The 14,602-nt window shown below is 49.0% G+C and carries 11 protein-coding genes and 1 tRNA gene; 3 read left to right on the top strand and 9 right to left on the bottom strand.

Annotated features, from left to right (window positions below; genetic code table 11):
- Positions 1-135: 135 nt before the first annotated feature.
- Positions 136-759 (top strand): hypothetical protein, encoded by a 624-nt coding sequence (locus V4C51_RS14795; protein WP_330926954.1) that lies wholly within the window; start codon positions 136-138, stop codon positions 757-759.
- Positions 760-927: 168 nt separating this feature from the next.
- Here V4C51_RS14795 and grxB read toward each other — a convergent pair whose 3' ends face one another.
- The 6 genes from grxB to smc form a co-directional block, all read right to left on the bottom strand.
- Positions 928-1,575: a glutaredoxin 2 gene (grxB, locus tag V4C51_RS14790; RefSeq protein ID WP_330926953.1), complete on the bottom strand. Its 648-nt coding sequence runs from the start codon at positions 1,573-1,575 to the stop codon at positions 928-930.
- A gap of 21 nt (positions 1,576-1,596) precedes the next feature.
- Positions 1,597-2,172, bottom strand: a complete 576-nt coding sequence (locus V4C51_RS14785) for a transglycosylase SLT domain-containing protein (RefSeq protein ID WP_330926952.1) — start codon at positions 2,170-2,172, stop codon at positions 1,597-1,599.
- Positions 2,169-2,684 (bottom strand): BRCT domain-containing protein, encoded by a 516-nt coding sequence (locus V4C51_RS14780; RefSeq protein WP_330926951.1) that lies wholly within the window; start codon positions 2,682-2,684, stop codon positions 2,169-2,171. The genes V4C51_RS14785 and V4C51_RS14780 overlap by 4 nt, the downstream gene beginning before the upstream one ends.
- A 281-nt stretch (positions 2,685-2,965) precedes the next feature.
- Positions 2,966-5,395 (bottom strand): NAD-dependent DNA ligase LigA, encoded by a 2,430-nt coding sequence (ligA, locus tag V4C51_RS14775; protein WP_330926950.1) that lies wholly within the window; start codon positions 5,393-5,395, stop codon positions 2,966-2,968.
- Positions 5,396-5,449: 54 nt separating this feature from the next.
- Positions 5,450-6,505: a cell division protein ZipA gene (gene zipA / locus V4C51_RS14770; protein ID WP_330926949.1), complete on the bottom strand. Its 1,056-nt coding sequence runs from the start codon at positions 6,503-6,505 to the stop codon at positions 5,450-5,452.
- A gap of 582 nt (positions 6,506-7,087) precedes the next feature.
- Positions 7,088-10,600, bottom strand: a complete 3,513-nt coding sequence (smc, locus tag V4C51_RS14765; RefSeq protein ID WP_330926948.1) for a chromosome segregation protein SMC — start codon at positions 10,598-10,600, stop codon at positions 7,088-7,090.
- 641 nt (positions 10,601-11,241) lie between these two features.
- On the opposite strand from smc, the gene V4C51_RS14760 reads away from it, so the two are divergent.
- Positions 11,242-12,009, top strand: a complete 768-nt coding sequence (locus V4C51_RS14760; RefSeq protein ID WP_330926947.1) for a hypothetical protein — start codon at positions 11,242-11,244, stop codon at positions 12,007-12,009.
- Positions 12,010-12,325: 316 nt separating this feature from the next.
- Positions 12,326-12,402, top strand: a tRNA-Pro gene (locus tag V4C51_RS14755).
- Between the two features lie 179 nt (positions 12,403-12,581).
- Here V4C51_RS14755 and V4C51_RS14750 read toward each other — a convergent pair.
- From V4C51_RS14750 to pdxY, 3 genes are all read right to left on the bottom strand, one after another.
- Complete coding sequence (locus tag V4C51_RS14750; RefSeq protein ID WP_330926946.1) at positions 12,582-12,791, bottom strand: YheU family protein; 210 nt, start codon at positions 12,789-12,791, stop codon at positions 12,582-12,584.
- Positions 12,791-13,513: a tRNA (N6-threonylcarbamoyladenosine(37)-N6)-methyltransferase TrmO gene (gene tsaA, locus V4C51_RS14745; RefSeq protein WP_330926945.1), complete on the bottom strand. Its 723-nt coding sequence runs from the start codon at positions 13,511-13,513 to the stop codon at positions 12,791-12,793. The genes V4C51_RS14750 and tsaA overlap by 1 nt, the downstream gene beginning before the upstream one ends.
- 71 nt (positions 13,514-13,584) lie before the next feature.
- Complete coding sequence (pdxY, locus tag V4C51_RS14740; protein ID WP_330926944.1) at positions 13,585-14,445, bottom strand: pyridoxal kinase PdxY; 861 nt, start codon at positions 14,443-14,445, stop codon at positions 13,585-13,587.
- Positions 14,446-14,602 lie beyond the last annotated feature (157 nt).

Genomic DNA, 14,602 nt, shown 5'->3' with positions numbered 1-14,602 from the left:
ACACCCGCGTGATTCAAATGCAGCAAAGAACATTCTTGCGGCTGGGCATAGCCGTCTCGCTGGAGGAATCCCACTGCTTTAGCAGTGGGAGGATGTCAATGATCCTGAATTGAGTCGTTGAAGGCTGTTTTCCCTATGAGAAATAAGGCTCCTGGCAAGTTAAAAGCATTCAAATTGATCAGTGCGCCAGACTCTCCGTGTGGCTCAGACCAATGGTTGTCAGCAATGATGCTTTGCACTACACTTTCTCGCCAAGGGGAATGCCGATCACATCCGTTAACAACACAAGAGTATTGTCTCGTGCGTCGTTTTTTATTGATTGTGTCACTGTGCCTATTGCCCATAGTAGCCGTGGGAGAACCCGTTAAGTCGTTATTACCCAGTCAGCTTGAGGGACAGACGTTTTTATTTACGGTGGACAGCACACCGTCCCCTGACAACCCCAATGCCAGTGTTTCCTACTTGATGCGTTTTGCTAAAGATACCTATGAGTATCAGATTATCGGTAGCGGCAAGGTGTTAACGGGTAAATTTCATTACACTGTCTATCAAGATAAACTCGGCCCTATTGGTGTGATTAGTGCCACAGAGTTATTCGATGGTGTGGAATCAACCTATCAAATGGTTCTGGTACCCAAAAACAAGACCACAGGGTTGTACCTCTTTAAACAAATCACAGGCGCCATCAAACCCAATGTACGAATGAACAGCGCCCGCTATACGCGTATTATTGTTATGCAGGCGCAAGACGAAGCGTAATCTGCTAGGAACCTGACCGAGAATAGCGCCCGTAGCGAGGATTACGAGAAATTGAGGATAAAAATTTCTGCTTCTGAGGATAATAGTGGGACTATTTGACGAAGAAGCAGGAATTTTTAGACCCATTTATCGCAACCGCAGTAGGGTAGTCTATTCTCGGACAGGCTCCTAGATGGCTCTGCTCAACAGCAACGGAATATGGCTTTGCTGAGAGGCTCTGTTCAGGTAGGCTGCAACAGCGTCAGGGTAATGTATGCCTTTTACCCCAGATAACCCGCGCAGCGCAGCGAACAAATGAAAATCAGTTTCAGACACGTGCTTTGCCAGCCATTGATCGCCATCGATCATGGGTTCTAATTCTTTGAGTGCTGCATTCATGTCGCTAATATAGCCTTCGGAGCTGTCAATCAGTGCCTGAAAATCACCGACCCACTCGGTTTTTGCCCGGATATAAAAAGCACGCGCACCTTTTGTGGATAAGGCAGAGAAGGCCAACTGGACCGCACGGGGTATGGTCAAAAGCTGCATAGCGCCTTGGTGCTTTTCCAGCCACTGCGTTACCGGCTGGTTAATGACACCTGTTACTATCGGTCGTTGATCCAACTGATCCACATAATGAATAATATCGAGGCTTTCTGCCATATAATTCCCATCATCCTTTTCCAGGATGGGCACCATTTTTTTACCAATCATGGCAGTGGGCGTTTCAATATCATCATTGAGCAACACTTCCATATCATAAGCCTGTTGCTTCAAGCCAAAAATCATCATGGCTTTAATACAAAAAGGGCAATGGTCGTATATATACAGCTTCATCAGCTTCATGGGTTTCCTCAATTATATTGAGCAGCGTCGTAACTGCTCACCGTATTCACTGGCGCGCCATGCCACTTTGGCAGCAGTTTTCCGTAACCAGGCTTTCGATTTCCAGCTGCCTCGACGATATCCGCCCCAGCCCTCATGGTAGTTAAGGTAAAGCAAGTCTGCCCGCCAGAGGGAGACTTTGTTAAGCCTTCGGGATTTATGGTTATACCAACCGATAAAGTCAATAGCATCTTCAAAGTCGTCACGGTCAGAAAAAAAGCTGCCAGCCTCTTCCACATATTCATCCCAGACTGCATCCAGTGCCTGGGCATAGCCATAAGCTGACGTGGGCCTCCCCAGAGGAATGAATAAAAACCACTCCCAGGCAGGTCGCGCGTCATGCTGGAAAGATGATTCCTGATACATGATTGCCATCATCACCTGTGTTGGCGTGCCCCAGCGTTCCTGGGATTTTTTTGCCGCTTCATACCAGCTGGGCTTTTCCTTAAAAATGCTGCATAGGTTATGGGGATTTCCCGGGGGGGCTGTGCTGGCACAACCTGCTAACACCGCAACTATCATCAGTAGAAGTATTGACCGTATTATCACTCAGGAATTTCCCCTGTCCTTAATAATGTTTTGAACTGCTCTTCACAGAGCACGACAACCGCCTGATTTCTCGCTGTTTCAATTTTTTTCGGTCCTGCCCTTGAGCCACAACAGAGGAAATTCAAGTTTGTTGTGACAGATTTTCTTACAATCATCCCCGCATTTTCCGCAAGACCAGCCAGGTGTTCCTTCTCTGAACGTGCGAACCCTGTAAAACAGATATCGATGGAATGGCTCGCTTTCCTTTTCAGGTTGGGAATAACGCCAGGCGGTGGTGCCAGTGAGGAATCAGGCTTTGTTGCTTGTTTCTGGTGATAATCAAGCCTTTCTGGTAGTTGATCTTTGCACTTAACCTCCTCAATAATTCTATCTCGACGGAAAGTCCTTATGGAATGAGTATCAAGGCTTATTGCCTGCGTATACCATTGAGATTCAGAGACGGAGCAGACTTCTCTGGCTGACAGGTTTCCCTTAGCATCGCAGTATATAAAATACTTTTCTTCAGCAGTCACGTCGTTAGTTGCCCCCCAATTTTTTCCAGTAGCCTGTCGGACTTATGCTTTCGAGCATAAAATTCTGGCCGCGCTTTCCCGCGCTTTCCCGCGCTTTCCCGCGCTTTCCCGCGCTTTCCCGCGCTTTCCCGCGCTTTCCCGCATTTTCTGGATTTTAGGCTGAAATTGTCTTAAGTCCGACAGTCTCCTAGCCCGGATATTTCATAAACTCCCTTAGAGCCGCAAGGAGCAAGCAAGGTCAGGAGCATGTTTATGAAATATCCGGGCTAGAGCCGTTTCAGCTAATCTTCGTCTTCATGATCGATGTTTTTGAATGAGGTTTCCTGTTGACTTCCCCTTCGATCCGAGCTTTGTCCGGCTGCCACCATTTCATTAAACTGGTCTAAACCGATAACCGGTATTCCCAGTGCTTCAGCCTTTTGTCTTTTGCTGCCAGCTTTTTCACCGGCCAGGAGAAAATCGGTATTTTTACTGACAGAACCGGCAATAACGCCATCATGCTCCCTCACAAGCGCTTTGAGTCCATCACGAGAAACACCCTCAAACTTGCCAGTGATAACAAATTTCTTACCTTTGAGGGCACCCTTTTTTGCTTTGTTTACTTTTGTCAAAGCAGCATCAGTGAGATTCTGTCTTGTTCGCCAATGCAACCCCTCTTCAAGAAGATACGCTTCTAAGGTTATAAGCCTGTCTTTTTGTGCTGGCAGTGCCTTTAATAAGTGATCAAATGCTCTCTGATTTCTGACGACTTCTTTCAACTGGTCGCTGGAAAGTGCGTATAATTCTGAAAAATCACGACACTTGCTTGCTATTCGCTTGGCAATACCTAATCCAACGCCATAGACAGGTATGTTGCTGATTAGCTTGTCAAAGGCTATTTTTACCACAAAATCTGATGAGTATTTATCAGGGCCAACCGCCTGAACCTGATGTTTATCCATCATTTTATCCAACACTTGTCTATTATGATTGTCAGCAAAGTAGTCTTGAATACAGCCAGCACCCGTTTCACCAATACCTTCAATAAGCTGAATGACCTCCCTGCGCGCTATGGCTAACTTTTCAATAGAACCCAGGGTTTCTGCCAGAAGCCGGGCTGTTTCCTCTCCAACTTCAGGTATTCCCAGCCCAAAAATAAATCGTTGTAATGTGGTTGTCTTTGCCTTTTCAATAGCTGCAATAAGATTCCTGGCTGATAATTCAGCAAAACCTTCCAAAGCCACGATTTCTTCATAAGACAGTGCGAATATATCTGCCACAGACGCCAGTAACCCTTCAGACACCATGAGCGCGACTGTTTCACTACCAAGCCCCTCAATATCCAGGGCTTTTCGCGATGAAAAGTGGATGATCGCCTGCTCTCGTTGCGCTTTGCAGGTCAAACGACCGACGCAGACTAAGGCAGTGCCCTCTTTTTCGGCGTTGCCCACTTTAATGGTGACCTTATCCACCTTGGAGCCACAAACAGGACACACCTTTGGCGGGGCTATTGCTTTGGCATTGTTCAAACGGGCTATGTTACCGGCACGCTTTACAATCTTCGGAATAACATCCCCTGCGCGGTGCACAATAACTGAATCCCCAACGCATATATTCAAGCGACGAATTTCGTCCATATTATGCAAGGTAGCATTACTGACCACCACACCACCAACAGAGACAGGCTCCAATCGCGCGACAGGGGTAATGGTTCCGGTTCTGCCCACTTGAAATTCGACGTCTTTTAATACCGTCATTGCTTCTTGTGCAGGAAATTTACGGGCTATAGCCCAGCGAGGGGCACGCGCAACAAAACCCAGTTGTTGCTGAAGCTTCACAGGGTTTACCTTGAAGACAATGCCATCAATATCGTAGCCTAGCGTTTCCCGGCGAGACTCAAGCTTCCGATAATAGTCTTCACAACCCTTTACACTCTCAACGACCTCTACTTCAGGATTAATACGCAATCCCCATTCACCCAGCCGGTTTAGCATATCACTGTGAGTTTCAGGGGCATTATCACCGTCATACACACCAATACCGTAGCAATACATCGTCAAGGGGCGTGAGGCTGTTACGCTTGAGTCCAGTTGCCGTAAACTGCCAGCCGCCGCATTACGCGGATTGGCAAAGACCTTTTCACCCTGCTTTTCTGCTCGCTCATTCAGTTGATCGAATCCCTGGCGTGGCATATAAATCTCGCCCCTTACCTCAAGGCGCTCAGGCCAACCAGCACCTTGCAGCTTTAAGGGAATAGAGACAATTGTACGTATATTCTGGGTGATATCTTCCCCCGTTGTTCCATCACCCCGGGTAGCCCCTGTGATGAGTACACCCTGTTCATACATAAGGCTCACAGCAATACCATCAAGTTTAGGTTCACAGATATACTCAACAGTTGACGTATCCTTTAACCGCTCATTCACCCGGCGGTTAAAATCGGCCATGTCTTCCGATGAAAAGGCATTGTCCAGGGATAACATTGGCACTTCGTGGCGTATTTGCCCGAAGCTTTTTAAGGGTGCGCCGCCAACCCGCTGCGTGGGTGAGTCAGGTGTTATGCTCCATGGATGGTCTGCTTCCAATTGCTTCAATTCATTCATCAGTCGATCATAATCACCGTCTGGTATGTCTGGATCATCCAGTACATGATAACGGTAATTGTGATGATGGAGCTGCTCGCGCAGTTGTCGGATCTTATCTTCAACAAATAAGGAAGCGTTATGTGGCATAAGTAGAGGTAACAAAAGGTAAGAGGCTCACACTTTCCGTATGAGCCGTGGAGATTAGCCGGGCATCCGGTGTGCCAGCTGCTTACGCTCGTAATCAATAATGCGCTGGCGACTGTGCTCAATGGTTTGCTGGGTCATTACGCTAAACTGCTCGTCCTTGAGTTCCCCTCCCAGATCGAGGGCAAGCTGGCGCGCCGCTTCAACCATTTTGGTAAATGCCTTGAGAGGTTCACGAGGGCCAGGCATGCCCATAAAGAAACTGACTGCCTGCGTCTTTGTTTCTTCTATTTTGTCGATGCTGAAAATTCCGGGCTCAACCCCATTAGCCATGCTGAACAAAATTTGCCCTGTGCCATTATCGTTGGCATATCGGTGAAAAATTGACATATCACCAAATTTCATCCCTGATGACAATACACTCTCCAGAAGTTTTGTGCCATCAAAAAGCTGATCCCCTTTGGCAACAACATTCATCACCACTACTTCTTTAGCCGGTGGTCGGTCACTGAGCTTTTCTGTTGCTTCACGGGCCTTGTCTTTTTTCATGACCGTTACCGGTTTATCCTTGCCCACAGGCTCTGTGCTTTTTCTCCAGGAGGTGCCTTCAACGGTCTTCATATCACCCACCGCCCTTTCTGGGTGACGAGGTGCCGCGCCTCGATCTGCTGTTGCTGTTTTTTGGTGGACCCGCTCATGTTCACCTTCATTAGCATGAGACACGCCCTGCTCCGGGGCGGGCCTGGTAAACACTCTGGCTCGCCCCACAGAACCACTGTCATCATCGGTGATGTCAACATCCTCGCAGGTGCCAACAGGCTCATCAAACCCCATACCGGCTAAACCTGGTTCAATCCGTCCATGACTTGAAGCCCGATCAGCTACTGAAACGTTGCCTGAACTTTCACTACGTAAAGAACGAGAACGTGCACCGCCATTAGGTAGTTCACTGCTAAAGTGATCTGCTGCCTCTCCTTTTACTTCTTCCAGGCCAAAACTCAGCTCACTGGCTCTTTTTTTTGCCAGACGCATACGACGATACCCGTCAATCAGTACAACGGCAATCACGATGATTCCAATCAAAACGAGCCATTCACGCAAACTCATGTCCATGGTGCCTTTTATACCCTCATCCAGCGCTCAAGCTGTGCATTGTATTTTTACCTGTTGTGCTCTTTGCTGACAATTGAACCTCACAACCTGTTTATCCAGACCTTGCTCCATAAGAGTACACACTCGATAAAGCCCAGAGCCACTGTGACAAGGTGTGATTGTGAGAAATACTGACGTCCTTCAATTGACCGCAACGGCCTCCACAGTGGGTCTGAATCCGCTCTTCCAGTGGCAAACAGGATGGCTTTCCAACCACAGCAGGCACAATTTGGCGAAGATGGCTATGCCTGCGCCTTACTGCTTTGGGGAAAAACGATTTTCCTGCCATGGAGATTGCGCACTTATTTAACAGAGTCTGATTAAGGGTAGCTACATTTCGGAAAATACCAACACTCCGTCATTCCCGCGACGGCAGGAAACCAGCACGACTACAGGACTCTTAACGGAGGCGACGCTGGTATAGTTTTCATTGCCGCTACCCTTAAACATAATATCGAATATACGCCAACAATCTAACCTTAATCATTATAAAATTCACTGTTAGTGTAAACCGTTGTATTAATCATTGTGAAAACAAGCGGGTTACATCTCAGCCATAGCCGCCGCCTGTTCAATATCAACAGAAACCGGACGAGAAACCCCGGGTTCATGCATTGTCACGCCCACCAGCTGATTGGCTGCCTGCATGGCAATCTTGTTATGGGTAATGTAAACAAACTGTACCCGGTCACTCATTTCTTTTACCATTTTGGCATATCGGCCAACATTTGCGTCATCCAGTGGCGCATCCACCTCATCGAGCATACAAAATGGTGACGGATTTAACTGGAAAATGGCAAAGACCAGCGCAATGGCTGTCAACGCTTTTTCACCACCGGACAGCAAATGAATGGTGCTGTTTTTCTTCCCCGGTGGCTGAGCCATAATGGCTACCCCCGTATCCAGCAAATCTTCTCCGGTAAGGGCAAGGTAAGCCTGTCCACCGCCAAAGACACGAGGAAACAATTCCTGCAAACCTGCATTCACTTTTTCAAAAGTCACTTTAAAACGCTGGCGGGTTTCACGGTCAATTTTACGGATAGCATTCTCGAGTGTTTCAAGGGCTGATTGCAGGTCCTCATTTTGTGCGTCCAGATAACGTTTACGCTCTGACTGGGTTTCGTATTCTTCAATCGCGGCAAGGTTAATAGCGCCTAGACGTTCAATCTTCGCCTGGAGTCGTTCCAGCTCTTTCTCCCAGTCAGCGTCCGTCGCATGATCCGGCAGGTTATCTAACACGGTTTTCAAGTCAAACTGTTCATCACGTAATTGCTCAGCAAGGGATGTCCTGCGTATCTCCATGGCCTGCCAGTCCATGCGCAGCTTTTCCAGTTGACCGCGATAGCGTTCAGCCTGCTGCTCTGCTGCCTGTCGCCGTTTTTCAGCTTCCCGAATACGTTGCTCTACTTCTTCCAAAGCCATGCGTGCTTTCTGCATGGCTTCTTCTTCTTCAAGGCGGCGAGCCAGCAGTTCTTCTAACTGCTCCTGTAAATCCGACTCCGGTGAGTTGGCTTGAGACAGCGAGTCTGTCAAAAAAGAACGTCGCTCTCTCAGTTTGGTCGCTTGCTGGGTCAGTCGCTCAATTGCCGCCTTGATGGAGCCAGTTTGCGCATTAATGGTCTGCTGGCGAATGGTCAGCTGGTGAGTGCGGTCTTTATCACTATAAGACTGCTGTCGTATCTGATCAAGCTCGCCTCTGAGGGATTCCCGCTGCTTTTGAAGTTGCTCTTTCTGATTACTATCTTGTTCCATGACGTCGAGGGCTTCCTGCAGGCGCAGCCGGGAGGTGCCGATGGTTTCCTGCTCGCTCTGGTATTGTTCCTGACAGTCACGCAACTCCTGTCGCATATGGTCACGGCGAACAGAAAACTGCTCTATCTTTACCTGCCGGGCATTCAAGTCACCTTTCACTTCGCCATATTGGCTGTTTAGATCCACCAGATGCCGTTGCCGGGCTTCTTTTTGTGACTCCAGCGTTTCCAGCTCGCCCTGCAGGCGTTCCTGCTGCTGCTGTTGACCGGTGACCGTTTTCTCCAGCTCAGTGATTTTTCTGTTTAGGGACTCCAGTTCTTTTTGACGCTCCAGCACCCCGGAGCTGCTGTCTATGGAACGACTCACGCGAATCCAGTCCAGGGACAACCATTCACCATCGCGGGTAACAATAGACTCGCCCGGCTGTAACTGTGAACGAAAGCTCAGGGCCTCTGTCAGTGTTAATGCCGCATACACGCCGTGCAACACAGCATTGCCTGAAAGCCCGTCCAGCACCTTCTCTGCCAGCAGGGGCAAACCTGAAAGTTTTGCTGGCAATAATGAATGGCTGGCCTGGTTATCCATTAATACCAGCGCACCCTGCTCAAGGCGATCCAGTAAGCCGGCAACAGAATCAAGCTGATCGACACAAACGGCCTGCAGAGCGTCACCCAATACCGTTTCCACTGCTTTTTCCCAGCCACTGTCTACCTTCAGCCCATCGGCAAGGCGAGGGTTGTCCATCAGGTGATGGTCTTCAATCCAGTTCAGCGTGCCGGTATCCTGGCCTGTGGCGGCCTGCTTCAGAGCCTCCAGTGATGCCTGGCGACCACGGGCAGTAATGAGTTCGGTTTTCCCAAGATCAAGCTGGCGAAGGGAAGACTGTAGCTCACGCCTGTGGGCTTCTATATTTTCAGTCACGTCAGCCAGGCGATCTTCGACAGTTTCCCGTGTCATTTCCAGCTCTGTCAGTCGCTCAGACAGTATTTCCAGGGCTTCCTCATCGTCACCGCCCCCGAGGGTACCCAGTTCTTCTTTCAGTCGTACCTCACGTTCCTGCAGGCGCCCGATCACCTGTTCAGCGTGCTGGATACGGGATTGCTCCACTTCAGCCACACGCCGTGGCTCCTGGGAACGCTGATTAAAATGATCCCATTGCCGCTGCCAGCGATGCATGGCCTCTTCTGCCTGTGCCAGAGAATCTCCAGAGCTATCTTCCTGTGCCTGAAGCAGCGACAGTTCCGGCTCAATCTCAATCAGCTCTTCCTGAAGCATTTCCAGTTGCTGTTGATCTTCAGCAAGCTGTTCCTTTGCTTCTTGCCAGCTATGCTCCACCTGTTCAAGATCACTGGACAGCTCCCTGGCACGCTCTTCCTGGTGGCGCAAGGTTTCTTCAAGGCGCGTAACGTCATTTCCGGTACCGTAGTATTTCGACTGCGTTTCGTGAAAACAGTCACTGAGTTCCGTCTGCAACAGGCGATCCTCTTCCATCCCGGCATCGGCTGAGCGCTGCTCACTGACCGCTGCTTCAAACTTAACTTCCAGCTCACGGATGGTTTGTTCCTGAGACTGGGCACCCTGATCAATGGCTTTCCAGCGCAAGGCTGATAACTGCGCTTTTTTAAGGCGCTCCTCTTCCCGATACAGTTTGTATTTCTCAGCGGCTTCCGCCTGGCGTTGCAGGTGACCGAGCTGGCGCCCTAATTCATCCCGAAGATCGGTTAAACGCTCAAGGTTTTCGTTGGTCCGGCGGATGCGGTTTTCCGTTTCCCGACGGCGCTCCTTGTATTTAGAGATGCCGGCGGCCTCTTCAATAAACACACGAAGCTCTTCGGGCTTGGACTCAATCAAATTAGAAACAATGCCCTGACTGATGATCGCGTAGCTGCGCGGACCAAGTCCTGTGCCCAGGAAAATATCCATAATATCCCGGCGGCGACATTTACTCCCATTGAGGTAATAGGTGTTTTTTGCATCGGACGTCAATTTTCGCTTGATGGAAATTTCACTGTAGGCAGCGTATTCGCCAGTCACCTTGCCTTCATTATTATCAAACATCAGTTCAACGGTAGCCTGCCCGGCAGGCTTGCGGTTATTAGAACCTTTGAAAATAACGTCGGTCATGGACTCACCGCGCAGGTGTTTGGCAGACGATTCTCCCATTACCCACCGTGCCGCATCAATAATATTGGATTTGCCACACCCGTTAGGACCAACTACCCCGCACATATTTGACGGGAAGTCCACGGTTGTTGGATCGACAAAAGATTTGAATCCAGCCAGTTTTATGGATTTTAGACGCATTGTTTCCTTAAGCTCATCTCATCGCATTGCTGGTGAACGAATGATCGTAACCCACCGCTTACTCAATAAAAGTGGTGGCACCCTGTTCCGTTGCTTGACTGGCCAGCGGCTTTACGTGAAACCTCCTTCGCAATTGCCATGCTACGTCGTGCCCTGGGATTACCCCCCAATCCTTACGAGTTTACACAGGATTTGGGGTAATAGAAAAGCCGTCGTTTCCGAAATAGTCCCGAATGAATCAACGGGCGCATCTGTTCAACCTGTCAATGCGAGAATAAACGGGACATTCCATGATTCTCTGATGGCTTTTAATTACATTACTTTCTTACAGGACTTTTGAATAGGAATATAACAAAATACCCACCAAAACGCTTTGAAATAAAAATATTCTTTTGAATACAGGTTTCAGAGGCTTGCTGGAAATAAGTAGACAGATTCAGCAAAAACCACGACAGAAACAAAGAATAGTCTATATTTCTGAACCAGGAGCCTGTCGGGCTTAACCCGGATATTTCATAAACTGCCCCTAGAGCCGCAAGGAGCAAGCAAGGCCAGGAGCCTGTTTATGAAATATCCGGGTTAAGCTTTCGAGCATGAAATTCAATAAATAGTTAGCGCTACTGACACATTGGTTAATGATAATGTCCAGATCCCCGTCTACCTTTGTGAAGATTTCCACAATACCAGAGGTGATCGTGAATCTTATTGGCCCTGCTCTGCTGGTTTTCCTGCTGATTATGTCCCCGTGTCAAACACTGCTGGCGCGTCGCGCCTTTCCGGCTAATCAGGAAGTGCCCGCAGCATCCCCGGTGACCTATGGTGATATCATGGGGGAGTTTGATCACTATATCGCCGCGCTCAGCCATATTGAGTGGCAGGAAAGTTATCTCCTGGCGCAACAAAGACTCATGGGTGATCCTGGCTATGCTTCCAACAGGCTTGATGCTTTATACCGCGAGCGAGAGTTTCTGCTACAACGGTTAACCCATATGCAACAGGCGTTGGATAGCAGCTATGTTGATATCGCTACCGGCTTGATGGGGTCCCAGACAGGCTATGACTCGCAAGGGAACGCCTTACCCAGGCAGACAAACCTACCGGCGGGTGAAAAAAAAGCCCATCGAAAGCCCTCAGATGACGATGATGGTGATGATATCAGCAATCCTTATGGCGATATTTTTTTTACCCCCTTGTACTCTGGTGGCGCGGGCAACCGCCATTCGTCCAGGCAGCTAAAAACGACTAAAGCGCTGCTTAATAACAATGAATCCCTGACACTGGAGCAAGTTCGTATGGTATCCGGCCTGGGTTCAGTGGGTTCACGCTGGTGGCAGAAACGACACCGGCCAGGTTTTCGCGGCAACTCCTCGCCACAAATACCACTTCCCCGTGTCCACGGCCATCATTGATGGTGGTGTGCTTTTGATGAGAATGGCAGTCTGCTTCTTTTCTCGTGTAGAGTGAGTTCTAAGAAATTGTTTATTATTACACCTTTTATTGACAATGCTGTCCTCCCGTTGCTATGATTCTGCCCGTTGTTACACCACTGTGCGACAATCAGGCACTTTGCGCTATATCCATTAAACGTTATTTGTATGCGCGATGAAGCTGCTTATAACAGGGTTTCGTGTGGTTTAGCGCATTTGGTTAAGACAGGTGAAACACTTATCTTTGCCTTAAAAGGCAGTGCAGAGGTTAAAACCCTCTCACACAGCACAACAGAATCGGGGTATAGCGCAGTCTGGTAGCGCGCCTGCTTTGGGAGCAGGATGTCGGGAGTTCGAATCTCTCTACCCCGACCACGTTCAATCAAAACCCACACAAAAATTCAGCGCATTACATCCAGGTACCTGACTGCGGACGGCGGTCGTCGTTCTCAAAATACCGATAGATACAGGTAACTGAAAATAGAGCCAGCATCAGACTGCCTGATTTAACCCCCTCTGAAAACCCATAGCGGTTAAAAATCCCTTTGCTCTGCTCAGCTTGCCGTCTTCAGGACAATATTTGTACTCTGCTGGGTCTCATCAAACACCACCTCTGCATCCCCTTTTTTCAGCAGTGCGAGGACAGCTTTAACACGGCTGTCGAGGGACTGGTCATACCCATTGTCTGTGCCATCGCGGCTGACAAACTCTTCAATTAAATTACGCAAGGTGGCGGGTTCAAGTAACGTGTAAGGAATAATCATCAGGGCAGCCGCTCCAGATCCGTCACCAGAAAGTACGTCCCGTGGGACTCCCAGACAACATTGATATCCCATAACGCAGTGCCATGGCGCCGGTGGGTTGTTTCACGCAAGTAAGCCGGTCGTGGGTCCTGACCCAGCACTTCTTTAATTAGCTGTACCAACTGCCGACCCGTGACTTGTTCATAGGCAGCGCAGCGTGCCATAGCCTGGTCAGAGAAACGCACGTCGAACAGTGTGACAGGCGAAGGCGCAAAACCACCTGAGGCTTCGGGAAGCGCATCCGCGTAGGGAAGGTAAGGTTTAATATCAATCACCGGTGTACCATCGAGCAAATCAACAGCACCAAGTTTTAACACCATTTTACCATTACCTGTACGAATACCTCTCAACTCAACAACAGAGGTGCCCACAGGGTTTGGCCGGTGGGTAGAACGCGTGGCAAAAACCCCCTTTCGCTCACGCCCGCCAAGGCGCGGTGGTCGGACGGTGGCTCGCCAACCTTCCTCCATGGTTTTATGGAAAATAAAATGCACCCAGATATGAGAAAAAACGTCCAGCCCGCGCACCAGATTTTCCTGATTGTAAGGAGATAGCAGCTCCAGCTCAGCCTCAGCAGCTTTGACAATACCGGGTTGACGTGGAATGCCGAATTTTTGTCGGTAACAGGAATGAATGATACCAATCTGCTCGAACTGAAAACGGGGTAACGGTATTTTCTGCATGGTACTTTCATTCAAAATGCTTTCAGCCTACAACGTTGCTTATCATTTGCAAGAAAAATCCAGGAGGCTGTTTACCCATCAAGGCATGTCACTGGAAAGCGACTGGCTGGCGAGACAATTTCTTCTTGAGCGGCGATTGTCTGAAGCTCCCATTCATTTTGACGCAGCGTTTCTTTTAAAATTCCGTAGCAAGCATTGTTGCAATGTTGAAATGCATCCATGGGCGTCCAGCCGTTTAATAGCCCTCCGGTAAAAAGCGCTGCGATAAGGTCTCCCACGCCCACAGGATGTCGGGCAAAGTCCAGGTGGGGACGTTGAGCCAGATAGACGTTTTCACCAGCGGCCAGCATCATGGAAAAACGGGATGATGACAGGCTGTGCAGGTGCTTGACCAGAACCATTTCAGGGCCTTTGCTTAAAGCAACCTTGCAGGCATGTATAGCATCTTCCAGGCAGTCAATGGTTACGCCCGTAAATCGGCTCAGTTCAAACTGGTTAGGCACGATAACATCAGCTAACGGCATAGCTTTATCGATTAACGCTTCGGCAACGCCAGAAGGTACGATGCACCCCTTTTCAGGGGAACCCATCACAGGGTCGCAAACGTAAAGTGCCCTGGGGTTTTGCTGCTTTACCAAAGACACCGCATCCATCACCGCCTGACATTGATCAGCACTACCGAGGTAGCCAGAAATGACAGCCTGACAACCTTTCAGCGCATCAATGGCGTCAAGTCCATGGACTAAATCTGAAATGGTCTCTGCCTTGAATGCATTCCCTCTCCACCCCTGGGAGTATTGGGTGTGGTTTGAAAACTGAACCGTATGCAACGGCCAGACTTCAAACCCCATTCGTTGCAGAGGGAAGACGGCAGAACTATTACCAGCATGACCAAAAACAACGTGTGATTGAATGGATAAGACGCCTTCCATTAACATCCCTTTTCATGTTTATCGCAGACCAACGTGACGGCAGGACTTCAAGATTGCCTCTAGGAGCCTGTCCGAGAATAGACTACCCTACTGCGGTTGCGATAAATGGGTCTAAAAATTCCTGCTTCTTCGTCAAATAGCCCCACTATTATCCTCA

It is taken from the genome of Candidatus Sororendozoicomonas aggregata, assembly GCF_031528575.1.
GTDB lineage: Bacteria > Pseudomonadota > Gammaproteobacteria > Pseudomonadales > Endozoicomonadaceae > Endonucleibacter > Endonucleibacter aggregata.
This window is presented reverse-complemented; position numbering and strand designations above follow the sequence as displayed.